Annotated in this window: 20 protein-coding genes; 7 read left to right on the top strand and 13 right to left on the bottom strand. The window is 70.4% G+C overall.

The features are described 5' to 3' along the window. Positions 1 to 18: 18 nt before the first annotated feature. Positions 19 to 1,185 carry a flavin reductase gene (locus ABZ855_RS30640; protein ID WP_360812318.1) on the bottom strand — a complete coding sequence of 389 codons (1,167 nt, stop codon included), beginning with the start codon at positions 1,183 to 1,185 and terminating at the stop codon, positions 19 to 21. Positions 1,186 to 1,380: 195 nt separating this feature from the next. Here ABZ855_RS30640 and ABZ855_RS30635 point away from each other — a divergent pair, with 195 nt between their 5' ends. Next, positions 1,381 to 2,616: an acyl-CoA dehydrogenase family protein gene (locus tag ABZ855_RS30635; protein WP_360812316.1), complete on the top strand. Its 1,236-nt coding sequence runs from the start codon at positions 1,381 to 1,383 to the stop codon at positions 2,614 to 2,616. A gap of 166 nt (positions 2,617 to 2,782) precedes the next feature. On the opposite strand, the gene ABZ855_RS30630 is transcribed toward ABZ855_RS30635, so the two are convergent. Genes ABZ855_RS30630 through ABZ855_RS30585 form a run of 10 tightly spaced genes read right to left on the bottom strand, consistent with a single transcriptional unit; the run spans position 2,783 to position 10,949 of the window. After that, entirely contained in the window at positions 2,783 to 3,529 is a 747-nt protein-coding gene (locus ABZ855_RS30630; protein WP_360812314.1) for a GntR family transcriptional regulator, read from the bottom strand. A 6-nt stretch (positions 3,530 to 3,535) separates the two neighbouring features. Continuing rightward, complete coding sequence (locus tag ABZ855_RS30625) at positions 3,536 to 4,657, bottom strand: zinc-binding dehydrogenase (RefSeq protein WP_360812312.1); 1,122 nt, start codon at positions 4,655 to 4,657, stop codon at positions 3,536 to 3,538. Positions 4,658 to 4,668: 11 nt separating this feature from the next. Further along, entirely contained in the window at positions 4,669 to 5,757 is a 1,089-nt protein-coding gene (locus tag ABZ855_RS30620) for a zinc-binding dehydrogenase (RefSeq protein ID WP_360812310.1), read from the bottom strand. Further along, positions 5,754 to 6,614: an SDR family oxidoreductase gene (locus ABZ855_RS30615; RefSeq protein WP_360812308.1), complete on the bottom strand. Its 861-nt coding sequence runs from the start codon at positions 6,612 to 6,614 to the stop codon at positions 5,754 to 5,756. Before ABZ855_RS30615 ends, ABZ855_RS30620 begins: the two co-directional genes overlap by 4 nt. A gap of 11 nt (positions 6,615 to 6,625) precedes the next feature. Next, positions 6,626 to 7,387, bottom strand: a complete 762-nt coding sequence (locus ABZ855_RS30610; RefSeq protein WP_360812306.1) for a carboxymuconolactone decarboxylase family protein — start codon at positions 7,385 to 7,387, stop codon at positions 6,626 to 6,628. Then, entirely contained in the window at positions 7,384 to 8,304 is a 921-nt protein-coding gene (locus ABZ855_RS30605) for an NAD(P)-dependent oxidoreductase (RefSeq protein ID WP_360812304.1), read from the bottom strand. The genes ABZ855_RS30610 and ABZ855_RS30605 overlap by 4 nt, the downstream gene beginning before the upstream one ends. After that, positions 8,297 to 8,746, bottom strand: a complete 450-nt coding sequence (gene pcaC / locus ABZ855_RS30600; protein ID WP_360812302.1) for a 4-carboxymuconolactone decarboxylase — start codon at positions 8,744 to 8,746, stop codon at positions 8,297 to 8,299. The genes ABZ855_RS30605 and pcaC overlap by 8 nt, the downstream gene beginning before the upstream one ends. Positions 8,747 to 8,752: 6 nt before the next feature. Next, a complete protein-coding gene (locus ABZ855_RS30595) occupies positions 8,753 to 9,163 on the bottom strand; it encodes a cupin domain-containing protein (RefSeq protein ID WP_360812300.1) in 411 nt (136 codons plus the stop codon). Next, a complete protein-coding gene (locus ABZ855_RS30590) occupies positions 9,160 to 10,095 on the bottom strand; it encodes an NAD(P)-dependent oxidoreductase (RefSeq protein WP_360812298.1) in 936 nt (311 codons plus the stop codon). The genes ABZ855_RS30595 and ABZ855_RS30590 overlap by 4 nt, the downstream gene beginning before the upstream one ends. After that, the gene (locus ABZ855_RS30585) at positions 10,092 to 10,949 is read right to left on the bottom strand and encodes an N-acyl homoserine lactonase family protein (protein ID WP_360812296.1); all 858 of its coding nucleotides are present in this window, start codon (positions 10,947 to 10,949) and stop codon (positions 10,092 to 10,094) included. Before ABZ855_RS30585 ends, ABZ855_RS30590 begins: the two co-directional genes overlap by 4 nt. A gap of 139 nt (positions 10,950 to 11,088) precedes the next feature. Here ABZ855_RS30585 and ABZ855_RS30580 point away from each other — a divergent pair, with 139 nt between their 5' ends. From ABZ855_RS30580 to ABZ855_RS30560, 5 genes are all read left to right on the top strand, one after another. After that, complete coding sequence (locus tag ABZ855_RS30580; RefSeq protein WP_360812294.1) at positions 11,089 to 12,111, top strand: hypothetical protein; 1,023 nt, start codon at positions 11,089 to 11,091, stop codon at positions 12,109 to 12,111. A 122-nt stretch (positions 12,112 to 12,233) separates the two neighbouring features. Continuing rightward, positions 12,234 to 13,310 (top strand): maleylacetate reductase, encoded by a 1,077-nt coding sequence (locus ABZ855_RS30575; protein WP_360812292.1) that lies wholly within the window; start codon positions 12,234 to 12,236, stop codon positions 13,308 to 13,310. Between the two features lies 1 nt (position 13,311). Then, positions 13,312 to 14,067: a hypothetical protein gene (locus ABZ855_RS30570; RefSeq protein ID WP_360812290.1), complete on the top strand. Its 756-nt coding sequence runs from the start codon at positions 13,312 to 13,314 to the stop codon at positions 14,065 to 14,067. A 103-nt stretch (positions 14,068 to 14,170) separates the two neighbouring features. After that, on the top strand, positions 14,171 to 14,890 hold the full coding sequence (locus tag ABZ855_RS30565; protein ID WP_360812288.1) for a GntR family transcriptional regulator: 720 nt from the start codon (positions 14,171 to 14,173) through the stop codon (positions 14,888 to 14,890). A 178-nt stretch (positions 14,891 to 15,068) separates the two neighbouring features. Next, positions 15,069 to 16,340: an Nramp family divalent metal transporter gene (locus ABZ855_RS30560; RefSeq protein WP_360812286.1), complete on the top strand. Its 1,272-nt coding sequence runs from the start codon at positions 15,069 to 15,071 to the stop codon at positions 16,338 to 16,340. Between the two features lie 219 nt (positions 16,341 to 16,559). Here the strand turns inward: ABZ855_RS30560 and ABZ855_RS30555 are convergent, their stop codons facing one another. Then, entirely contained in the window at positions 16,560 to 19,022 is a 2,463-nt protein-coding gene (locus ABZ855_RS30555) for a SpoIIE family protein phosphatase (RefSeq protein ID WP_360812285.1), read from the bottom strand. A gap of 275 nt (positions 19,023 to 19,297) precedes the next feature. On the opposite strand from ABZ855_RS30555, the gene ABZ855_RS30550 reads away from it, so the two are divergent. After that, positions 19,298 to 21,709: an NB-ARC domain-containing protein gene (locus ABZ855_RS30550; protein ID WP_360812283.1), complete on the top strand. Its 2,412-nt coding sequence runs from the start codon at positions 19,298 to 19,300 to the stop codon at positions 21,707 to 21,709. Here the strand turns inward: ABZ855_RS30550 and ABZ855_RS30545 are convergent. Continuing rightward, positions 21,640 to 23,106, bottom strand: coding sequence for a hypothetical protein (locus tag ABZ855_RS30545; RefSeq protein ID WP_360812281.1), 1,467 nt, complete (start codon positions 23,104 to 23,106; stop codon positions 21,640 to 21,642). The genes ABZ855_RS30550 and ABZ855_RS30545 overlap by 70 nt on opposite strands. Positions 23,107 to 23,396: the final 290 nt, after the last annotated feature.

The following is a 23,396-nucleotide window of genomic DNA, read 5'->3' as shown; positions in this document are numbered from 1 at the left end:
AACGGGGCGTGGCCGTGCTCAGACGGCGGGGTTCGCGTCGGTGGCGCGGCGCAGTCGGTCCTCGCGGCGCATCTCCAGCGGGCGCAGTGCGTGCTGCCGCAGGACGCCGGAGACCTGGGCCAGGTCGCCGGTCTCGTATCCCTCGACGAGCCGGCGGTGGTCGTCCAGGAGGGAGTTGGAGGCGTAGCTCGCCGCGTCGAGCGCGCGCAGGTTGAGGCCCGGCAGGCAGAGGCGGCGGTAGGTGTCGAGCAGGATCGTGGATCCCGCGAGTTCGACCATGTACTCGTGGAAGCGCTCGTTGGCGCGCACCCAGCCCTCGGGGTCGGTGAACCGGCCGTCCTTGACGTAGCCGAGGGTGTCCTCCATCAGCTCGCGCAGCCGCGCCAGTTGGTCGGTGCTCACCTTGCCGACGGTCAGTTCGGCGACACCCGTCTCGATGGCGAGCTTGGCCTTGTAGACCTCGTCGATGATGGAGTCGGGGACGGGTGCGATGAGGTACTCCCCGGCCTGGCGCCGGATGAGCCCCTCGTCGGCGAGGGCGGCCAGGGCGCGGTGGACGCGGTTGGTGTCCACCCCGAACTCCTCGGCCCAGCGGCCGGTGTCGATGACCTCCTCGACGTCACTGCCGGCGTCGAGCACGCGGGCGCGGACCTCGCGCAGGACGGTGGCCTCCGGCGCCGTCTGCATCCGGCCGAAGCGGCCGCGGAAGTAGGCGAGCGGATGGCCGGGGTACGACATCGCCTCCTCGACGTGGGCGAGGAACACGTAGTGGGTGCCTGCCTCGACCTGCTCGGCGACCCGGCAGATCAGGTGGGCGATGGCGCCGACCAGCAGGGGCGAGCCGTTCGACGCGGTCTCGGTGGGCACGCCGTCGTACTTGTCCGGTACGCGGGAGGCGAAGCGGGTGGCCAGGTCGACGTGGTCCTCGGCGAGGACGTTCACCGCGAAGGCGCCGCTGTCGCGGACCGCCGCGGCGGTGGCCGAATTCCGGTTGAGGCAGATCAGCAGCATCGGCGGATCGTCGGTGAGGGAGCTGACCGCGCTCGCCGTACTTCCGTACCGGATGCCGCCGCTCTCCGCCGTGATGACGGTGACGCCGGTGGCGAACCGCCCGATGACATCGCGGAACTCCCGTGCGGTGACCGGACGGGAGCCGGACTGGGCGACGGATGACGGCGTGGACATCACAACCAACTCCTCTGAAGTCCCGGAACGGCACTGCGGCCTGCGAGGGACTGTATGACGATCGCACAATGACGTAAAGGGTGAGATGAGAGGTGGTTGCCCGAGTCGATCCCCTGGTCGGTGACTCTATCCAGCGCCACACTCTGCATGCCTATAATATCGTCATACAAAGTTTCATGTCGAGAGGAGAGCCCGATGAGCGCAAGCCTGTACGCCGCAGACTCCGCGCCCCAGCCTGCGGCGGAGGGCACGGTCGACCACCTTCTCGAGGTGGCGACGAGGCTCCGCCCGGTCCTGCGGGCCGCGCAGGCGGAGCACGAGGCGCTCGGTGGTTACTCGGAGGCGATCCACAAACAACTGCTGGACGCCGGCTTCTACCGGATGCTCCAGCCGAAGCGGTACGGGGGCCTCGAACTGCCGCTGGCGGACTTCCTCCGGGTCGCCGTGGAGATCTCACGCGGCGACCCGGGTGTCGGCTGGTCCTTCGTCCTCGGCGCCGGACACGCCTGGCACGTGGCCTCCTTCTTTCCCGAACAGGCCCAGGAGGAGCTGTTCGCGGGGGACCTCATCGCGCCGGGACGCACCATTCCGCGCGGCCGGGCGGTCCGCACCGCGGACGGTTACCGGCTGACCGGCACCTGGGACTACTGCTCGGGCTCGATGTGGAGCACCCACGCGATGCTCGTCGCCCACACCTTCACCGAGCGGGACGAGCCGCTCGGACTGCGCGCGTACATCGTCCCGCGAGCCGACTACGAGATCCTCGACGACTGGGGCGGCGTCCTGGGCATGCGGGCCTCCAGCTCGAACTCGCTCCAGGTCACGGACGCGCTGGTCCCCGAACACCTCAGCGTGGTCTACGACTTCAAGGACCACACGCTGGGCGACACAGGCACCATCGGCTATCGGTTGCACCGCAACCCGATGTACCTGGGCCGCACCCTCGCCTTCTTCAACTGCGAGCTCGTCGCAACCCAGATAGGCGCCGCCTGGGCGGCCTTCGACGCCTTCGACGACCTCATGGCCACCCGCCCGACGAGCTTCCCGCCGATGATGCCGCGCACCGACTCCGCCGAGTTCCACCGCTGGTACGGCAAGATGCTGGCCCAAGTCGACGCCGGCGAGACCCTGCTGCTCGGCGCGATGCGCCAGTACACCGAGCTGGGACGGCGCTGGGAGCGCACCCGCCAGGAGTTCACACCCGAGGAGGACGCCCGGCTGCGCGGTGTCATCCTGCAGGGCGCCCAGCTGGCGAACCAGGCCGTCGACCTGGCGTTCTCCACCGCCGGATCCAGCTCGGCGCGGCTCGGATCGCCCATGGAGAAGTACTACCGGGACGTCGCGATGTTCAAGACGCACATCGCCGCCAAGTGGGACGTCACCTACGGGTCGGTCTCACGCGTCCACTTCGGACAGCCGCTGACCTTCTGAGGCCTCCGTCGCCATGCCTACCGAAGAGGGAACCTCCATGGCGACCGGCCCTCAGATCCAGCTCACCCGCCTCGTCGGCATGACGGAAGCCGCTACGACAATGGGTACGCGAACGTGTTTGGAGCGCGGGTCGGCGAGGAGTTGCGAAGGGGATCCAGGAGCGGTTCTACCGCTCCTGGATCCCCTTCAGGCCCTCGAGGACGTTGGCGGCCACGCGCCGCATGTGCTTGGAGTAGATCTCGACCGCGGTGTCCGCGTCCCGCTCCCTGACTGCGGCGACGATGTCGCGCAGTTCCTGGATCACTTCGGCGTGGTTCGTCGACATGCCCTTGACCACCAGGACGCGCACCTTGGCCTGGACGCCCTCCACCAGCTGCCGCAGCACCTCGCTGCCGGCACCGTCCTGCAGGACGGCGTTGAAGTCGCGCCGCGCGTCGAGCACGTCACGCGGCTCGGCGTCGTCCCCCGAGGCGACCTCGGCGAAGTGCTCCGCCGCCGCTTCGAGGGCGTACACCTTGGAACGCGGTGCCTTCTCGATGAACCGTCGCAGCAACAGCGTCTCCAACGCACACCGGACCTCGTAGAGATCGCGCGCCTCGTCCAGGGTGGGCACCGCGACCACGGCACCCTTCTGGGGCACGACCTTGATCAGCCCCTCGGAGGTCAGCTCCCGCAGCGCCTCCCGAACCGTGGTGCGGGAGACGTCGAGCTGCTCGACGAGCTCGCGCTCGACGAGGCGGCGGCCCGGCTCCAGGCGGAAGTCGAGGATCGCGTCGCGCAGAGCCGTGACGACCTGCTCGCGCAGCGGTGCGGCGACACGGCCGACGGGACTGGTGGTCCAGGCCGGGGCGAGAGAGGTCGCTGTCGGATTCGAGGCCGGATTCGAGGCCGTGGGCTTCGGGGCGCGGGGCATGATCCCTCACTCCTGCGTAGGGGGTTGCTGGCGGAAGGACGTGATGACCCCGCTGAGGTCGCGGAACTCTCCGGAGGCGTACAGAGCCTCGTTGATCCGGTCGAGGGTGTAGCGGGCCGTCACGATCGGCCGGGCGTCGTACTCACCGCTCTCCAGGAGTTCCACGCAGCGGGGCAGGTCGCGGGACATCACGCTCTGTCCGTTCTGACAGGACAGGATCCGTCTGCCGTGGATCGCGAGGGCGTTCTGCGGAAGCGAGATCCGGCCCTCCGCCCACTGCACACCCGTCAGCACGACCGTCCCGGCCCGCCGTGACATGGCGACCGCCTGCTGCACCGCCTGCTCGGGGCCCGCGGCCTCGACGACCACGTCCGCACCCCGCCCCTCGGTGAGGGACCGCACCTGTTCGACCGGATCGCCCTGCGTGGGGTCCACGACATCGGTCGCCCCCAGCCCGGCAGCCGTCGTACGGCGCTCGGCCAGCAGGTCCACGCCGATGATCCGGCCGGCGCCGGCGACCCGGGCGGCCTGCACACACCACAACCCCAGGTGTCCCAGACCGACGACCACGACGGACGCGCCCGGCGGGACCTCCGCCACGTTGACGATCGCGCCGTGCCCGGTGGTGATGCCACAGCCCAGCAGGCTCAGTTGGTCAGCGGGCAGCGAACTGTGCACGGGCCACACCTGGCTGCGGTCCGCGAGGACGAACTCGGCGTACGCGCCGACGCCACCGGCCGCGCGGACCGGACGGCCCGCAGGGTCGGTGGCGACGACCGGCTCGGGCCTGTCGGAGAGACGGGCGCACTGGTCCGGCCGGCCGATGCCGCAGTAGAAGCACTCGTCGCACTGCGGTGTCCCGGCGACGACCACGAGGTCACCGACGCCGTAGCCACGACCGTGGGCGTGGGCGCCGCCGCCGTCGCAGCGTTCGACCACCCCCAGCGCGGTGTGGCCGAGCACGACCGGCGGTCTCTTGCCGCGCATCGCCCGCCAGCCGAGCCAGTCGGTGGAGCAGAACGGCGCGGCGACCGTCCGTACCAGCACCTCGTGCTCGCCCGGGTCGCGCAGGGCGAGTTCCCGGACCGGCATGGGGGCGCCGAACGCCTCCAGCACCGCTGCTCTCATCTCGGCTCCCGTCAGAAGACGAACACGCCCGAGAGGTCCTCGAGCCGTTCGGACCGCTCGAGAGCGGTGTTGATGTCGTCGAGCCGGTACGTCGAGGTGATGACCGGCGCCGGGTCCAGCGCGCCCCGTTCGAGCAGACGGACGTATGCGGGAAGGTCGCGGCGCATGCGCACGTTGCCGTTCTGGGTGCTGAGCACCTGTCGGCTCTGGACGGCGAGGGGGATCTGCCCGAACGTGACCTCGCCGGCCACGTCCTTCAGGCCGGAGAGCACGACGGTGCCGGCCCGCCGGGAGATCTCCAGCGCCAGGCGCTGTGCGGCGGGCGGCCCGGCGGCCTCGATGACCTTGTCGGCCCCTCGTCCCTGGGTCACACCCCGTACGGCCTCCAGCGCGTCCTCGGGTGCGACGGCGGCGGTGGCTCCTGCCTTGGTCGCCACGCCTCGGCGCTCCTCCCGGGGTTCGATCACGACGACCTCGCGGGCACCGGCCAGACGCGCCGCCTGAACGGCCCACAGCCCCAGGTGTCCCGCTCCTACGACGGCGACCACCTCGTCGGGCTGGACGCGGGCGACGTTGAGGACCGCTCCCACCCCGGTGGTGACCCCGCATCCAAGGAGTGAGAGCACCTCCCAGGGCAGGTCCGTGTCGACCGGGAACACCTGGTTCTGCGAGACGTTCATCATCTCGGCGTAGCCGCCCACGCACCCGGCGGCGTTCACCGTCAGGCCGTCGGAGGTCCGGGCGACGTCCGGGTAGACCCCGCAGAGGTCGAACAGCTCCGAGCACTGGTCGGGGCGTCCGATGCCGCAGTAGAAGCAGTGGCCGCACTCGGGTGTGCCGGGGACGACGACGCGCTGCCCCACCGCGATGCCGCGGACCTGGCTGCCGACCTCGACGACCTCGCCGGTCGAGGCGTGGCCGAGGATCGTCGGCGGGACCTTGCCGAGGCGGCCGTGGAAGCTGGTGACGTCGGTGGAGCAGAACGGCGTCGCCCTGGTGCGGACCAGCACCCGGGTCGGCGCGAGGTCGAGCAGTTCCACGTCCTCGACGGTCAGGGGCTGTTCGAAGCCTCGCAGCAGGGCTGCTCTCATCGTCGTCATCGGGAAGCCTCCTGCGTTCCGACCGCTCCCGCCGCGTGGCGGGCGAGGAGCGCCTCGTCGGTCACCGCCACGTCCCAGAGCCCCGCTCCGCCGCCCCGGCGGTTGGTGTTCTGCACACTGGCGCCGCCGTCGACGGAGAAGATCTCGCCGGTGACGTAGCTCGACTCGTCGCTGAGCAGGAACGCCACCGTCGCGGCCACCTCCTCCGGCCGGCCCGCTCGTCGCAGCGGCGAGGTGCCCGCGCGCCGGCGCATGTCGGCCATCCCGGCCTCACCGAAGATCGGCGTGGGCACGATCCCCGGAGCGACGGCGTTCACCCGCACGCCGATGGGGCCTCCGTAGACGGCGGCGCCGTGGACCAGACCCACCGTGCCGTGCTTGGACGTGGTGTAGGCCAGCAGGTCGTTGCTGCCGCGCAGGCCGGCGATCGACGCGGTGACGACGACGGACCCGACGCTGCCCCGCTCCAGGTAGTGGCGGAACGCGGCCCGTACGCCGAGGAACGGGCCCCTCAGGTTGACCGCCATCACCTTCTCCCATTCCTCGACCGTCACGTCTACGAGGTCGGCCAGGGAACCGGCGATCCCGGCGTTGAGATGGTGCAGGTCCACCCGCCCGAAGGTGTCCACGGCGGCCCGCATGTAGGCGTCGACGCCGTCCTCGGACGTCACGTCCGCACCGATGCCGACGGTCTCTCCGCCGACAGCCTCGGCGACCTCCTTGGCGGCCGCCTCGTCCAGGTCGACGGCGACGACCCGCACGCCCTCCTCCACGAGCCGCTCCACCGTGGCCCGTCCGAGGCCGCCTGCGGCCCCCGTGACAACGGCGACCTTTCCGTCCAGTCCGCGCAGTGTCATGTCTTTCCGCCTCACGTCAGTCGCAGGGGTCGGGCTTGTTCCTCGCGCAGCACCGGCAGGGCCTGGAGCGCGCTCTGCATGCCCATGACCGAGGCGATCTCCATGACCTCCAGAAGTTCGCCGACGGTGGCGCCGTAGGTCAGCGCGTTGTTCATGTGCGCCTTCCACCCCTTCACATAGAGGTGGGTGGAGGCACAGTCGAAGGCGGTGTAGACGAACTCCTTCACCTTCGGTTCCAGGGAGCCGTGCTGCCACGACACCGACGAGAAGTCGGTGTAGGCCTCGAACATCTCCGGGTCGAGTTCGAGGATCTCGTCCCAGAACTCGTGCCAGTAGCCCCGGTTCTCGGTGAACCGCTCCTTCAACTCCTTCTGGTACGCGTCGAGTTCGCCGGGCCCGTCGCGCAGGCCGCGTTCTTCGAGGATCTCGGCGAGCAGCGGCACGCCGATGTTCATCGCGTGGATGCCCAGGGTCGTCGTGAGCTCGATGACCTCGGTGATCTCACCCGGTGTCGCGCCGAGATCGAGCGCCCGGCGGATGTGCCGACGTACGCCGGGGGCGTACAGGTGGGTCGCCGCCGCGTCGACGGCCAGATAGATCAGTTCGCGGGTCTTGGGGTCCAGGTGCCCCTTGCGCTGGGGCACACCGGCCAGCCGTACGTACGCGGCGAGCAGTTCGGGCGCGAGTTCGAGCACCGCCTGCCACTGCTCGTCCCAGGCGCCGTGCAACTCCACGACGGCATCGTGGAGTTCGGCCTCGGACTGCGCGCTCATCCGGTCACCGGCTCTCGGTCCGCGGAGACGTGGGACGCCCAACGGGCGATCTCTGTGTGGTCCGCGCTGTCGGGCAGTGCTTCGAGTGCGCGTTCCCAGAGGGCGACGGCGTGGTCGCCGAGCGGGCTCTCGGTGCCGAGCCGGTGGGCCAGGTCGACGGCGATGCGCATGTCCTTGACCATCAGCTTCATGGCGAAGCCGGAGTCGTAGGTACCGGGCAGCACGAAGTTGGGGAACTTGTTGTCCGTCGAACCGCTGCGCCCGCTGGAGGAGTTGATCAGTTCGACCATGACGGCCGGGTCCAGCCCGAACCGCTCACCCGCCAGGACACCCTCGGCCGTGGCCAGCAGATGGGTGGCCGACAGCAGATTGTTGATGGCTTTGAGCGCGTGTCCCGCGCCCACCGGGCCGGCATGACGAGCGGTGCCCATGGTCGCCAGCAGCGGTGACAGCCGTTCGACGTCACCCTCGGCGCCGCCCACCATGATCGTGAGCCTGCCGTTCTCGGCGCCCTTGACCCCGCCTGAGACAGGGGCGTCGACGAGGGTGACCCCACGGCTGCCGAGGGCGGCGGCCAGACGCCTGGTGGACAGCGGGTCGGAGGAACTCATGTCCACGACCGTGCTGCCAGGGGCCAGCGCCTCCGACATCGCGGGATCACCGAGCACCGCCTCGACCACCGCACTGCCGGGAAGCATGAGGACGACGACGTCCGCGCCCTTCGCCGCCTCGGCCGCGGTCTCCGCGGTGGCGGCTCCGGCGGCGGCCGACGCGGCACGGGCGTCCCGGCTCAGGTCGAACGCGGTCACGGAGTATCCGGCGCGGATCAGACGCAGGGACATCGGCGCGCCCATGTTGCCCAGGCCGATGAAGGCCACCGACGGCAGTGCGGCGGGAGTCTTGTCGCGGTCAGGCATCGCCGTTGACCTCGTTGATCATCTGTTCGGCGACACGGAACGACTCCAGTGCGGCCGGGACACCGACGTAGATGGCCGTCTGGAGGAGCACTTCCTGGATCTCCTCGGTCGTCACCCCGTTGGTCAGTGCTCCCTTGACGTGGACGCCGAGCTCGTGATTGCGGCCCAGGGCGGTCAGCATGGCGAGGTTGACCAGGCTGCGGGTACGTCGCTCGAGTCCGGGACGGCTCCACACGGCGCCCCAGCAGTACTCGGTGACCAGCTCCTGCATCGGCCGGGCGAACTCGCTGACGTTGGCCAGCGAACGCTCGACGTGGTCGGCGCCGAGGACCGCCTTGCGGATGGCGAGGCCTGCTTCGTAGGTGTCGCGGTGGGTGGCGTCCTGAGGGCTGACGTCAGTGATCAGGGGTTCGGCCGCGGTGATCGGGGTTTGGGTTGCCATGGGGTCTCAGTCCTCTGCGGTGACAGGAGTGGTGACGGGAGTGGTGTACTGCTCGTGGCCGACTTCCTCGGCCCAGGCGGTCTTCCCGAGCGAGATGGCCGTGTGGGTCAGATAGGAGTCGGGGGCGGCGCCGTGCCAGTGCCGCTCGCCCGGCGGGCACCACACGGTGTCGCCGGCCCGCAGCCGGCGGACGCCGTCCTGTTCGGTCGCGACGAAGCCGCTCCCGGCCAGCACCTGGAGGATCTGGCCGTGTTCATGGGTGTGCCAGTAGGTGCGGGCGCCCGGTGCGAAGTTGACGGTGTTGATGGTCACGCCGTCGGTGGCGGGCATGGTCAGGTGGGCGTGCACCGTGCCGGTGAACCGCGAGCCGGTCTTGGCGCCGGGGCCGTGCTGGGTGGTCCCGTGGATGAGCTTCACGACTTGTCCTTCCCGGCGTCGTACGCGCCGTCGTGGACGCGGACGCGCCCGGAGAGGTCGCCGATCGCGTCGACGACGGTGTTGCTGATGTCCTGCGCGTAGCCCAGCTGAAGGGCCAGCCCGAAGGAGGCGAGCGGGGCGGCGGAGTTGGGGCTCGTGACACCGAGGCTCGTGACGAGATCGACGTAGGCGAGGACGTCCTTCATCATCAGCGCGTTGGTCAGGCCGCCCTTGAGATAGTCGCCCTGGATGATCTTCGGAAAGCGGTTCTGCGTCGCGAAGTTGACGCCCGAGCTGGTGTTGAGCACGTCCAGGAGCACCTGGAGGTCGAGTCCGGCCTTGCGCCCGGCGACCATCACCTCGGCGGTCGCCGACAGGGCGACGGCGTTGAGGAAGTTGTTGAGCAGCTTGGCCGTGTGACCGGCGCCGACGGGTCCGCAGTGGAAGACGTTGACGGAGAAGGCCGCGAGCAGCGGGCGCACCCGGTCGAGGGTCTCGGTGTCCCCGCCGACCATGAGGGTGAGCGTGCCCTTCTCCGCCGCCGCCGCGCCACCGGAGATACCGGCGTCGAGCAAGGTGGCGTCCCGCTGGGCGAGTTGTTCGTGCAGGTGCGTGGTGGAGGCGGGCGCCGAGGTGCTCAGGTCGACGACGACCTGCCCCTCGCGGGCCTCGGCCAGCACACCCCGTTCCCCGAGGACCACAGCTTCGACGACCTTGCTCTCCGGCAGGGACAGAAGGACGACGTCACACCTTCGCGCCACCTCGGTGACGGACTCGGCGGAGGTCGCCCCGCACGCGGTGACGTTCTCCGGTCGGGTGTCGTAACCGAGGACCTCGTACCCGGCGGACACCAGGCGGCGGGCCATGCGCCCGCCCATGTTGCCCAGGCCGATGAAGCCCAGCGGCGTTGTCGTGCCGGTCATGCCGGTCATGCCGTTCCTCCGCTCTGAGGTCCGTCGAGGCGGCCGTTCGGCACGCCCCCGATGACCGCGACGAACTCGCCCATCGGACCGTCGAGCCGCCGGTGGCGGTCGAGCACGGCCGGGTCGTGGCCGGGGACGAGGATCGCGTCGCGGTCCGCGATGAGCTGCTTCATGTGGTCGAAGCCCCGGTACATCGCCTCGAGGTCGGCCACGACGAGGAACGGCAGGTCGCGCTCCAACTCCTCGTAGTAGTGCGTGGCGTCGGAGGCGAGCAGCACCAGGCCCTCGCTGGTGTTGACGGTGAGGACGGCCTGCCCGGGCGAGTGTCCGCCCAGCTCGATCAGCTCCACACCGGGCGCGATCTCCTGGTGGCCGTGGTGGAAGACCATGCGTCCCTGCTCGTGGACGGTCCGCAGATGGTCGATCTCGGCCTCCTCGACGGTGTGGTGGAACTGGAACCGCTGTGCGCAGTCACCCGTCCAGAAGTCGAACTCCGTCCGCGGCACGATCACCTGGGAGTCCGGGAAAAGGTCCACGTTGCCCGCGTGGTCGTAATGGGCGTGGGTGAGAACGACGGTGGCCTCGGCCGGCTCCACCCCCAGGCGACGCAGTGCCTCTCCCGGGTGGATGAGGTGACCCCGGTTCCGGTTGCGTCCGCCGAGCTCGCTGTAGCCGGTGTCGACGACGATCGTGCGGTGCTCGTTGCGCACGATCCAGACGTAGTAGTCCATCCCGATGGGACCGTCCGGCTCGCCGTACAGGTGGTGGTTGAGGAAGACGAGCCCGCGGGTCGTCGTACGGGAGGCGTACCGCACGATGAGGACCTCGTACGTCTCGTCGGCGGGTGTGAGTATCACGGTCACCCCGTATGATTGTCCGACAATGCGTTGGGACGCACGTTAGCGCAGACCAGACACCCTCGCAATGGGCTGAGACTCACCCCGGCCCCCGTTTCCCGACCTCAAGAGGGCTGCTTCGGTATTGACCTCGCCGTCATATCGTATGACAATCATACGGCTCGCCGAACTCCCCTTCCGGCTGGGCACGACAGACAAGGAGAACCGAGCAATGACGTATCTCGTCGGCTCCCACCACGTGACGCTGTCCGTGGGTGGTGCGCAGGAGGACGTGGACTTCCACACGCGGGTCCTGGGCATGCGCTTCATCAAGAAGACCGTGCTGTACGACGGTTCGACGCCGATCTACCACTTCTACTACTCCAACGCGAACGGCGACCCGTCGTCCGTGGTGACCACGTTCCCCTGGGCTCAGGCCGGTCTGTACGGCAAGCGGGGCACCAACCAGGCGCGCGAGGTTCTCCTCTCCGTTCCGGCCGGCTCCCTCGACTACTGGGTGAAGCGGCTGGGCGAGCACGACATCGAGGCCAGGCGCTTCGAGGCCCTCGGCCGGGGCCGGGTCGCGTTCCTCCACCCCTCCGGCATCGAGTACGTCCTGGTCGGCAACGAGAACGACCCGCGCGAGGGCTTCTCCGGCAACGGCGTGTCCCCCGAGGCCGCCATCCACGGCATCCACGGCATGGGCATCCACGTGTACGACCAGGACCGCATGGTCGACTTCGGGAACGAGGCCTTCTTCTCCCAGGGCAAGGTCGAGGAGGACGGCGACCTGGCCTCCTTCCAGGCCGGCACCCAGGAGTACGGCAACTTCATCGAGCTGCGCGGGAACCGCTCCGACGACCAGGGCACCTGGCGCTACGGCGCGGGCACCTACCACCACTTCGCCTGGAACCTCGACACCCTGGAGAACCAGGCGGCCGTCCGGTTCGACATCGAGGGCGTCGGCTACACCGACATCTCCGAGCTGAAGAACCGCACCTACTTCAAGTCCCACTACGTGCGGACTCCGGGCGGTGCCCTGTTCGAGCTGGCGGTCACCGACGACGAGGGCGGCTGGGACTGCGACGAGTCTCCCGAGGAGCTCGGCCAGAACTTCATGCTGCCGCCGCAGTTCGAGAGCGAGCGGGACGACATCCTCGCGCGCCTGGAGCCGGTCACGACCGACTGACGCCTGCTCCCCGCAGACGTATCCGGGGCCCGGGCGCACCGATCACGCCCGGGCCCCGTCGCACACCATCGTCCCCGCCGGCCCTCACCCCCGGCCGTCGCCCGCCCCTCCAGGAACGAACAGTGAGCCTCAGCTTCGAGAACATCACACTCGGCCAGCGCGTCCTTTTCGGCTATGGCCGCGCCGCCCGCAACCTCGCCTCGGAGGCCGACCGGCTGCGCGCCCGCAGAGTCATGGTGATCGCCGCGCCGGCCGAGTCCGCGATCGCCGACCGCGTCACCGCGGACCTCCCGGTGGTGCTGCGGCACGCCGACGTACGACCGCACGTACCCGTGGAGCAGGCAGAGGCGGCCAGGGCCGCGGCCTCGGAGTGCGACGCCGACCTCGTCGTCTGCGTGGGCGGCGGATCCACCACCGGACTGGCCAAGGCGGTGGCGCTCACCACCCGACTGCCCATCGTCGCGGTGCCCACGACCTACGCCGGCTCCGAGGCCACGAACGTCTGGGGACTCACGGAGGCCGCCCGCAAGACCACCGGCGTCGACGACGCCGTCCTCCCGGTCACCGTGGTGTACGACTCGGAGCTCACCCTTTCGCTGCCCGTCGGCCTGTCGGTGGCCTCCGGACTCAACGCGATCGCCCACTGCGTCGACTCGATGTGGGCCCCGCGCACCAATCCGGTCAACCAGGCCTTCGCCATGGAGGGCCTGCGGGCGGTCGCGGACGGGCTGCGCCGGATCGTCCGGGAGCCGGACGACATCACCGGACGGGACGCCACGCTGTACGGCTGCTACCTGTCCGGGGTGGCCTTCGCCTCCGCCGGCTCGGGGCTCCACCACAAGATCTGTCATGTGCTGGGCGGGGCGTACGACCTGCCGCACGCCCAGACCCACGCCACCGTGCTGCCCTACGTGCTGCAGCTCAACGCGCCGGGCGCGCCGGAAGCGGCCCACCGGATCGCAGCCGCTCTGGGCAGCGCTACACCGGTGAGTGGTCTCAACGCGCTGCGCAAGACACTCGACGCCCCGCGCGCACTGGCCGACCACGGCATGCGCCGCGAGGACATCCCCGAGGCGGCCGGCCTGATCCTGCCGTACGTACCGCGGGACAACCCGGTCCCGGTCGGCGCCGAGGAACTGACCGACCTGCTCACCCGGGCCTGGGCCGGGGAGCCACCACGAGACGACGAGGCGGTCTGAAATGCCGGAAAAACCAGCGACGAATATGCCGGATACGGCGGCCTTCACCCTCACGCCCGACAACCCGCACCTGACGCGCCCGCCACTACTGCACGGCGCGCCCCTCGACCGGGCCGGGCTGGTGGTCTACGCGGTGCACGGACGTGGACAGGGCCCGGGCTTCATGATCGAGCAGGCCGATCGGGTCCACCTCCCCGGTGTGGCCTGGGTCGTCCCGGGGGCCGACGCGGACACCTGGTATCCGCGCGGCTTCCTGGCACCGCTGGAGGAGAACCAGCCACGCCTGGACCAGGCGCTCGAGACGGTACGCACCCACCTCGCCGACCTGGAACGGATGGGTTGGCCGGCCCGGAATGTGGTGCTGTTCGGCTTCTCCCAGGGAGCCTGCCTGCTCTCCGAGTACCTGCTGCGGGACCAGCCGGTGTGCGCCGGCGCGTTCCTGCACACCGGCGGCCATCTCGGGCCGGAGGCCAAGCCCTGGCCCGCCGGGCCGGAAAATGGCCTGGCAGGCACCGAGATCGTGCTCCTGTGCGCGAACGAGGACGAGTTCGTGCCCCTCGTGCGGGCCGAGCGGACGGCCGGCGCCCTGGCGTCCCTGGGCGCGAGGATCGAGCTGACCACGTACGACGACCCGCTGCACCACCTCAACGAGGACTCGGTCGTACGTCTGCGGCGTATGCTGCGCACGCGCCTGCTGGAGCGGGTGGACACGGTCGCGGAGAGCACGCACCCGAGCGAGAGCCGTCCCGCCCCGTGACGACGACCGCGGCGACCGCCCCGAGCCCCGTGCGCGGGCATACGTCGAAATCGCGCCACACAAGGCATTGATTGTATGACGAACCGGCCGTAGCCTCACTGCCGTGGAGCACGAAGGTTCGTGGGCAAAGGAGCCCTACTCGCGCCTGGAGTCGGCCTCGATGGTGGCCTTCTCCAGGGACCATGTCCTGCGGACGGTGCGCGACGACATCTGCCGGTCGCGGCTGATTCCGGGACAGCTGCTCGACGTGAACCTTGTCGTGGGACGCACCGGCGTCTCGCGGAGCGTGGTACGTCAGGCCCTCCGTGATCTCTGCGAGCAGGGCTGGCTGACCGCCGGCGACGAGGGATGCGTGGTGTGCGTGCCCTCGCCGGAGGAGGCCGCGGAGATCGACGAGGTCCGGCGGGCTCTGGAAGAGGTCACTGTGCGGCGCTTCGTCGCACACGCCTCCGACGCGCAACTGAAGGCGTTGCACGGCGCATTGATGCAGTTCGAGCAACTTGCGGAACTCCCGCCGGACCCGTCGGCCCTGCTGCAGGCACGGGACAATTTCTACGGCCTGCTGCTGCGTGCCGCCGGTGTCATGGTCACGCTGGACGCCCTGGCGAAACTGCGGGCGCGGATCGTCGTCCTGATGTGTGTCTCCCTGTTCTCGTCGGACCGTGCGCGTGCCGCGGGAGCCGAACTGCGCGTCATCTACGAGGCGTTGGCCGACCGGGATGCCGAACGGGCCGCCCTTGCCTGTGCCACGCATGTGGACCGTTCGTACGAAGCGGGCTTCCAGGCACTGGCCGCCCTCGGCGGCCCACAGCCCTCACTCTGAACCGAGCGCGGCTCCAGTAGGCCGCCGGACTCTCTCTGTCTCCTGTCTCCAGCCCTTGCCCGGATCCATGCGTAGAATTATTGTATGACGATACGATGCACATACAGGCCGATGATGGTCCTCATCGGTTGCCGACAGGCGTACCCGCTCGCCCTCCCTGAGCCGTAGGAGCCCCCTGATGAGTACCGGCATCTCCGCAGCGCCTCCAGCCCTCGCCCAGGGCCCCACTCTCCGCCGAGCCGTCCGACGGCGCCGGCGCGCCTTCTACGGGCCGGCCTTCGTCGCCGCCGTCGCCTACGTGGACCCCGGCAACTTCGCCACCAACTTCCAGGCGGGAGCCCGCCACGGCTACCTGCTCGTCTGGGTTCTCGTGTCGGCCTGCGCGGTCGCGATGTTCATCCAGTACCTGTCGGCCAAGACGGGCCTGGCCACGGGACGTGACCTGCCGACGCTCTGCCGCGACAACTTCCGCAGGCCGGTCGTGGTGGGACTGTGGGCGCAAGCCGAGGTGGTGGCCATGGCCACCGACCTCGCGGAGTTCGTGGGCGCGGCGATCGGCCTCTATCTGCTCTTCGGTGTGCCCATGCTGCCCGCCGCGCTGATCACTGCCGTGGTGAGCTTCGCGATCCTGGCCCTTCAACGACGCGGCTACCGCCCGTTCGAGCTGGCCATCGTGTTCCTGCTCGGCGTCATAGCCCTCGGCTTCGCTTACACCGTGGCCGCCGCCGGCGGCCAGTCCGCGTCGGGGATGGCCGCGGGGATGGTGCCGGTCTTCCACGGGACCGACTCCGTGGTGCTGGCAATCGGCATCATCGGTGCGACCGTCATGCCGCACGTCATCTATCTGCACTCGGCCCTGACCGCGCAACGGCAGGCGCCGCACGGGCCGATCGAGCGCCGGCGTGCCCTGCGCACACTGCGCATCGACACCACGCTGGGCCTGAGCCTGGCCGGGCTGATCAATCTTTCCATGCTCTGCGTCGCGGCCGCCGTCTTCCACGGAGCCGCCGGGGGCTTCGACGGCAGTCTGGCCAGCGCCCACCAGGGCTTCGGCCGGATCGTCGGCGGCGGAGCCGCGCTCGCCTTCGCCGCCGCGCTCCTGGCGTCCGGTCTCTCCTCGTCGGGCGTGGGCACCTACTCCGGCCAGGTCATCATGGAGGGCTTCCTGCGGATGCGGATACCGCTGTTCCTCCGGCGGGCCATCACCATGGCACCTGCGATGGCCGTGCTCGCGCTCGGAGTGTCGCCGGACACGGTCCTGCTGGCGTCGCAGGTGGTGCTCTCGTTCGGCATCCCGTTCGCGCTGATCCCCCTGGTACTGATCAGCCGCCGCCGGGATCTGATGGGAGAGCTGGTCAACCGGCGCGTGACCACCTTCGTGGGGTGGGTGGCGGCTCTGCTCATCTCCGGTATCAACATCTATCTGCTGCAGCAGGTCTTCTTCGGCTGAGACCAAGGGCGTCGGACCCGGTCGGCCCCTGCCCGCGCGAGCAGTTCGGGGCCGGGGCCGAGGCGTCGTGTGCGGCCGTGCCGGAAATCTCGTTCCGTCATGACAGCGGACTCCGGGCCGTTCGGACGAGGGCATGGCTGTTCACAGCGGGCATGAGCCGGCTCGGACTTCGCGCTTGCGGGAAGAAGTGGCCGGGCTGGTCAGAAGCGGCCGGGCTGGTCAGAAGTGGCCGGGCAGGGACGGCTCGAAGGTCTGTTCCGCCCAGATGGTCTTGCCCCGGGCGCCCTGGCGGGTGCCCCAGCGTTGCGTCAGCTGGGCGACGAGGAGCAGGCCGCGGCCCCCCTCGTCGTAGGTGCGGGCGCGGCGGAGGTGGGGAGCCGTGTTGCTGCCGTCGGAGACTTCGCAGATGAGGCTGCTGTCGTGGATCAGGCGGAGTTGGATCGGCGGCTGGCCGTGCCGGATGGCGTTGGTGACGAGTTCGCTGACGACCAGCTCGGTGACGAAGGCGGCGTCCTCCAGCCCCCAGGCCTCGACCTGAGCCAACGCGTCCTTGCGGGTCTGGGCGACGGCGGACGGGTCGGCCGGTATCTCCCAGGTGGCGACCTGGGAGGTGTCGAGCGCGCGGGTGCGGGCGAGGAGGAGCGCGACGTCGTCGGCCGGGCGCTCGGGCAGGAAGTCGGCGAGCACCGTGTCGCACAGGGCGTCCAGGGAGGGCGTCGGCCGGGTGAGCAGGTGACAGAGCCGGTGGAGGCCGTCGTCGATGTCGCGGTCCCGGGATTCGATCAGGCCGTCGGTGTAGAGGGCGAGCAGGCTGCCCTCGGGCAGGTCGATCTCGGCGGCCTCGAACGGCAGGCCGCCCAGCCCCAGCAGGGGGCCTGCCGGGAGGTCGACGAGTTCGGCGGTGCCCTCGGGTCTCACGACGACGGGCCGCGGATGTCCGGCGCGGGCAAGCGCGCAGCGCCGGGAGATCGGGTCGTAGACGGCGTACAGGCAGGTCGCGCCGACCTCGCCGACGGGCTCCGGGTACCGGTCGGCGACCTGGTCGCTCTCCTGCTCGGTGGACAGGCGGGCGACCAGGTCGTCGAGGTGGGTGAGCAGTTCGTCGGGAGGCAGGTCGATGTCGGCGAGCGTGCGTACGGCCGTACGCAGACGGCCCATGGTCGCGGAGGCGTGGATGCCGTGGCCGACGACATCGCCGACGACCAGCGCCACCCGCGCCCCGGACAGGGGGATCACATCGAACCAGTCGCCGCCCACGCCGGCGTGCCCGCCGGCCGGAAGGTAGCGGGAGGCGACCTCCACCGCCGCCTGCTCGGGCAGCCGCCGAGGCAGCAGGCTGCGCTGCAGCATCACCGCCGTACCGCGTTCACGCGTGTAACGCAGGGCGTTGTCGATGCAGACGGCCGCCCGGGCCACCAGTTCCTCGGCCAGGACCAGATCGTCCTGCTGGAAGATCTCGGGGTGCCGGTAGCGGTAGAAGACGGCGACGCCCAGGGTGGTTCCGCGTGCCGACAGCGGCACCGTCATCACCGAGTGGATGCCGAGCTCGCGGACCCGGGAGGACCGGACCGGGTCGCCGGCGGCCCAGCCGGCGATCGCGGCTTCGGTCATCTCGTGCAGTGAGGCCCGTCCGGACCGGAGGCTCTCGACCGGTGCGGAGCGCTCCGGATATCCGTCCACCTCACCCAGGCCGACGACCGCCTCCGGGATGCCCGGGGTCACGGACTGGTGGGCGGCGCGCCGCAGGTGGAGAGGACCGGCCGCAGTCCCGCCTGCCGGAAGCGGTTCGTGCAGGTCGTCGAGGGAGGTCAGGAGGTCGACGCTGACGAAGTCGGCGAGTTCCGGGACCGTCACGTCCGCCAGCTCCTGCGCCGTCCGCATCACGTCGAGCGTGGTGCCGATGCGCCGGCCGGCCTCGGCGATCAGCTGGAGCCGCTTGCGGGCCCAGTACTGCTCCGTGATGTCGTGCGCGGTGAGGCAGACACCCTGTACGTGGTCCGTCCGGTCCCGCAGCGGCGACAGGACGACCGACCAGGCGTGCTCGCGCGTCTCACCGCCGGCTCGCATGAAGGTCTCCTGATACTCGGGCTCCCCGGTCGCCAGCACCCGCAGCATGCCCTGCTCCGCCTGCTCACCGACCGGCCCGTCCACGCCCTCGCCGGTGCGCAGGCCCAGCAGGTCGTCCTGGGTGAGGCCCAAGGCCTGTGCCATGCGTTCGTTCACCCACCGCGCCCGGAGCCCGGTGTCGTAGAGCGCCTGCGCGTAGGAAGGGGACTGCGCGAAGCTCCGGCCCACGAGGGTGTCGTCGGCCGGCTGAGGCTGCTTCCCGGTCAGGGCGGAGACCAGGAACCACTCGCGGGTACCGGTCTCCGGCGTCCGGTGGTGCGCGAGGACCCTGATCTCCAGCCGCTGGCCGTCACGGTGCCGGACGGAGACCTGCCCATTCCATCTCGGCAGCTCCGCGATGGGGCGCAGGTCCTCCGACGGGATCGGATCGGCCAGCAGAACGGCCGCCGACCGCCCCACGATCTGCGCGGCCGAGTATCCCAGCAGGCGCTCGGCGCCCGCGTTCCACCCGGTCACGATGGCGTGCTCGTCGAGGGTGACGCGCGCCGTCAGCGACTCGTCGACCGGCTCTGCGAGCGGCCGCGCCGCCCGGTCGGCGGCGATGCGCTGGTCCATGATCGCTCATCTCGCTCTCGCGGAGATCGCACCGGCCAGCGATTCGCGGTCCTCGTATCCCGGGCGGCGAATCGCAGGACGTAAGCCATTATCGCTCCATCCTGCGACTCCGCCCGATCGGCGGCCGGGTGGTCGATCATGCGAGAAGTGCGACGGACGGGGAGTGAGGCCGAAGTCGCCGATCTTCTCCTGCGGGTCGATGCCCTCTCTGATCCTGTCGATACCATTGAGAAATCGGCGAGTTGGGGGAGTCCTGGGTGGAACCGTTGATGAGTATGGCGCTCTCAGCTGTCGGCACCGTCGCCTCGGGTGCTCTTTCCGGAGCGGGCGGCGAGATGGGCAGGCGGACGTCCGAGAGACTCTGCGGCCTGCTGGGCCGGGCACGGACTGCGGACGGGGGAGCGGACACCGGTTCCGGAGGCGGTGAGGAGCAGCCCACTCTGCCCGTCACCGAGCAGGAGCAGCGGGCGGCTGCGTTACGGCTGCTGGAAGTCGCCCGCAGATCACCGGAGGCCGCCCGCGAGGTCGCGGAGTGGGTTCGGGAGGCATCCTGGCTGGCGCCGCGTGCCGTGCCTGCCGTGGCTCATGGTGCCTCCCGTCCGCAGATGCTGCCGCCGGCGACCGCGGTGTTCACGGACCGCGAGGACGTGATCACGTGGATCACGGCACTGCTGGACGACGCGGATCCCGTACCCGGCGCGCCGACTATTGCCGCCCTAACCGGCCCGGGCGGCATCGGTAAGACGGCTTTCGCCGTTCACTGCGCGTACGCACTGCGGGAGCGGTTCCCTGACGGGATCCTGTTCGTGGATCTGGCCGGCGCGTCCTCCGGCACGGCTCTGCCGCCTTCCGACGTGCTGGCGCGGTTTTTGGAGAGGCTCGGGGTTCCGCCCGCCATGGTGCCCGGCGACGAGGCCCGTCAGCGGGATCTGTTCCGCGACTGCACGGCCGACCGACGCATGATGGTCGTACTGGACAACGCCCATTCCGACGCCCAGGTCGTCCCCTTGCTCCCGGCGTCGCCCGGGTGCCTCGTCCTGGTGACGAGTCGGCACCGGCTGGGCCGCCTCGTGGCCGAGCACGGGGCCCGCCCGCGCGTCCTCGGACCGCTGTCGACCGCGGATTCCGTCCTCCTGCTGCGGCGGGTCGCGGGGAGCGAGCGCGCGGCGGCTCCGGACGCGGTCGTGCAGGCCGTGGCCGAGGCGGCCGGTGGTGTTCCTCTCGCCTTGTGCACCACGGGTGCCGGTCTCGCGGTCCGAGAGCACTTGGCATGGGAGCGGGTGGCGCGAGGGTTGTCCGAACGGATCCACGGCCAGAGCGGGGGAGGCGACGCCATGGGAGCGGGAAACGCTGACGACTCAGGTGGTTTCATCGATCCCGTTCGCCGCGCGCAGGATGCCTCCTACCGCGAACTGACGCCCGAGGGTGCCGCGTTCTATCGTGCGATCGCGGGGTGGGCATGGCCGACCGTGACCGTCATGTGCGCCGCCCACGCCGCCGGCGTGGAGGAGGGCCAGGCCCGGGACCTGCTGGAGCAGTTGGCCAGGGTGCATCTGCTGGAGGAGGTCGGTGAGGAGCGCTATCGCTTCCACGATCTGGCGCGGGCGCACGCACGTGAGCTCGCGGTGGCCGAGGACGGTCATGGCCGTATGTCCGCCGGGGTCCGACGGGTGGCGGTCGGGTATCTGCGCTGGGCGGCGGAAGCGGACTTCCGGGTCATGCCGCTGCGCTGGCGGCTCGGCCCCGCCTATCGGGCACTCGTTCTGCCGGCGGACCGTGATCCGGCGGACGGCAAGCACGCGCTGGCGGAACTGCGTCGTGAGCGGGAGAACCTCGCGGCCGTCATCCGGGCGGCCGATCACCACGGCTTCGACGACCTCGTATGGCAGTTGTGCGAGGCGATGTGGGGTCTGCATCTGCTGCTCGGCTTCCACGCCCAGTGGATCGACACGCATCTGCTCGGAGTCGAGGCCGCCCGGCGCTGCGCCGCGGAGTTCGGTGACCGGCGCGCGGTGGGCCGGATGCTGGTGCAACTCGCCTTCGGACATATGGGAGCCGGGCGGGCGGACGACGCCGAGCAGGCGCTCGCGGAGGCCGCAGCCGCGGACGAGGCTTGCGGCCACCATCGCGGGCAGGCAAGCGCCGTCGAGGCTCTGGGGCTGCTCCGCCTCAAGCGGTGGAAGTACGCGGATGCCCAGCGGTGTTTCGAAGAGGCGCGGGAGATCCTTGGACGGATCCGGGACGGCGACGACGGCTGGGCGGACGTTCCTCGTGCCACGGCTCTGCTGGAACATCACATCGGCCGAGCGCAGACGAAGCAGCGTCACTTCGCGGAGGCTCTCGCTCGGCTCAACGACGCCCTGGTGCGGTTCCGTCAGCTGCCCGCCGGTGGTGACGCCTACAACGAGGGCCGGGTCTACATGAGCCTCGGCGAGGCGCACCTGGAGGCGGGGGACACAGACCTGGCGCGGGTGTGCCTGGACGAGGCCGTCAAGGCCATGGAGACGGCGGGCGCCGGGCTGCAACTCGCGGATGTCTTCGAGTCGAGGGCCCGGTGCCACCGTCTCGCGGACTGTCCGGCGGAGGCGGCGGAGGATCTTCGCACCGCCGCTGCGCATTACGAGGACAACGGTGACCGGGTCGGCGCCGAGCGGATCCGGATGGCGCTCGCCGAACCGGAGGCGTGAGCCCCCGTCGGTGGTGCGGGCGACGGGAGCCGTTCGACCGTGACGTGATGTGCCGTGGCGCCGGTGCGTACGGTGATCGCGGGGAGAGCCTTGTCCAGGGGCTGCCCGCTCGCGAGCCAGGCGTGGAGTGCGGAGGCGTAGACGGCGGGATCGCACAGGTCGGGCCGACCGTCGAGTTCCGCGGCGGCGGACAGCCGCAGAAGGTCTCCCTCGCGGGTGCGTACGACACAGCGGTCCGGGCCGTCGACATAGGCGACCAGCCCGCAGTACGGATAGCGCTCCAGCGCCTCCGAGGTCCAGACGGCCGGCGGGCCGAGCCGCGGATCGTCTGCGGCGGCACGGCGTACGACGATGTCGGCGACGCGCAGCCGGCCGATCTCCCGCGTCTCCTCGTCGGCCACCATGTGCGCGGTGTCGACCCGCACCGCCGGGTCCGGGTCCTCCGACGGATCGGGCTCGTCGCCGACGACGGCATACCGGACGAGGGCGAGTTCCGGCGGAACCGTACCGATGTGCCGCGCGAGGACGCGGACCGGTGCGGTGACGCGGGCGGGCATGTACGGCGGCAGTGGCAGCGGGTCGAGCAGCGCAGGGTGCCCTGTGGGTTCGGGTATGTCCATGAGGCCGTAGAACAGACGGCGCAGCAGGGCGGCCGACTCTCCTGGTGACGAACTGGTCTGCTCCGCCAGTTCGTCGTAGCGGCCGGGGTCGTGCGAGGTGATCGCCCGGTCGATCTGCGCGCGGAGGCTGCCGCGGCGCAGGAGACGGGGAGCCGTACGGCCGAGGGCGGCCACCGGGGAGAGCGGGTCGAGGTCTTCGTGGGGGAACGCCCCGAGGAGGACGGGGATGCCTATGGACGCCGCGTAGTAGGTGACGCTGGAGTGGTCCCCGAGCACGCAGTCGGCGGCGATCAGGGCCTGTCTCCACCCGTCGAGCGGCGGAATCGCCTCGAGGCCGGCTGTCCGCGCGTTGTCCAGCCAGGCACGGACCTGGCCGGGACCATGGCCGTACCAGATGTTCGGGTGCAGTACAGCGGTCGTCCGGTACTCATCGGCCGGCAGCTCCGCCGCCAGCCGCGACAGCAGCCACGGCAGCAGATCATCCGTACCCGGCTCGCCCGCTCCTCCTGGCCCGGCACCGCCGAAGAGGGAACGCGCTGCCCAGGTCGAGCTGATGACGATCAGCCGCTGGCCGGGTCGCACGCCCAGTGCGCGGCGGAAGCGGTCGCGTTGGGGGAGAGCGGCGAGGATACGGTCGTAGCAAGGATCCCCGGCCAGTACCGCGGTGGGCACCGCCTCGGGGCACGCCGAGCGAAGCCGCTCCAACTGTTCGGGGTGGGACAGCACCGTGGCGGACGCGATTGGACGGCCGTCCTCGAGGAGCCAGTCCGGCGCCATACCGAAGACCGGTGTCCGGTGTCCGGTGTCCGGTGTCCGGTGTCCGGTGTCCGGTGTCCGGTGTCCGGTGTCGCCAACTTCTTATTATATCCCATCCCGTGGGACAAAACGGCCAACTTGCCGCGTATCGAGCCGAGTTGGCCGCCATAGCTCGCGGCCACCGCCAGATCGAACTCCGTGTCCTTGGCCTGGTCCCAAGGGAGGACAGGCAGGCCCGCCTGAGCCAACAGCTCGGGTACTCCCGCAAGGAAAGGAGAGGAACCCGTGCAGGTGGCGAACAACTGCACGCG

Origin of the sequence: Streptomyces sp. NPDC047042 (assembly GCF_040644035.1) — a bacterium.
Taxonomy (GTDB): domain Bacteria; phylum Actinomycetota; class Actinomycetes; order Streptomycetales; family Streptomycetaceae; genus Streptomyces.
The sequence above is the reverse complement of the archived record's forward strand: the minus strand, read 5'-3'. Positions and strand labels throughout refer to the sequence as shown.

Bases quoted from the DNA above. Each gene is read 5' to 3' on its own strand.
- ABZ855_RS30640 (WP_360812318.1), bottom strand. From the start codon at position 1,185: ATGTCCACGCCGTCATCCGTCGCCCAGTCCGGCTCCCGTCCGGTCACC.
- ABZ855_RS30635 (WP_360812316.1), top strand. From the start codon at position 1,381: ATGAGCGCAAGCCTGTACGCCGCAGACTCCGCGCCCCAGCCTGCGGCG.
- ABZ855_RS30630 (WP_360812314.1), bottom strand. From the start codon at position 3,529: ATGCCCCGCGCCCCGAAGCCCACGGCCTCGAATCCGGCCTCGAATCCG.
- ABZ855_RS30625 (WP_360812312.1), bottom strand. From the start codon at position 4,657: ATGAGAGCAGCGGTGCTGGAGGCGTTCGGCGCCCCCATGCCGGTCCGG.
- ABZ855_RS30620 (WP_360812310.1), bottom strand. From the start codon at position 5,757: ATGACGACGATGAGAGCAGCCCTGCTGCGAGGCTTCGAACAGCCCCTG.
- ABZ855_RS30615 (WP_360812308.1), bottom strand. From the start codon at position 6,614: ATGACACTGCGCGGACTGGACGGAAAGGTCGCCGTTGTCACGGGGGCC.
- ABZ855_RS30610 (WP_360812306.1), bottom strand. From the start codon at position 7,387: ATGAGCGCGCAGTCCGAGGCCGAACTCCACGATGCCGTCGTGGAGTTG.
- ABZ855_RS30605 (WP_360812304.1), bottom strand. From the start codon at position 8,304: ATGCCTGACCGCGACAAGACTCCCGCCGCACTGCCGTCGGTGGCCTTC.
- pcaC (WP_360812302.1), bottom strand. From the start codon at position 8,746: ATGGCAACCCAAACCCCGATCACCGCGGCCGAACCCCTGATCACTGAC.
- ABZ855_RS30590 (WP_360812298.1), bottom strand. From the start codon at position 10,095: ATGACCGGCATGACCGGCACGACAACGCCGCTGGGCTTCATCGGCCTG.
- ABZ855_RS30580 (WP_360812294.1), top strand. From the start codon at position 11,089: ATGACAATCATACGGCTCGCCGAACTCCCCTTCCGGCTGGGCACGACA.
- ABZ855_RS30570 (WP_360812290.1), top strand. From the start codon at position 13,312: ATGCCGGAAAAACCAGCGACGAATATGCCGGATACGGCGGCCTTCACC.
- ABZ855_RS30560 (WP_360812286.1), top strand. From the start codon at position 15,069: ATGAGTACCGGCATCTCCGCAGCGCCTCCAGCCCTCGCCCAGGGCCCC.
- ABZ855_RS30555 (WP_360812285.1), bottom strand. From the start codon at position 19,022: ATGGACCAGCGCATCGCCGCCGACCGGGCGGCGCGGCCGCTCGCAGAG.
- ABZ855_RS30550 (WP_360812283.1), top strand. From the start codon at position 19,298: ATGGCGCTCTCAGCTGTCGGCACCGTCGCCTCGGGTGCTCTTTCCGGA.
- ABZ855_RS30545 (WP_360812281.1), bottom strand. From the start codon at position 23,106: ATGGCGCCGGACTGGCTCCTCGAGGACGGCCGTCCAATCGCGTCCGCC.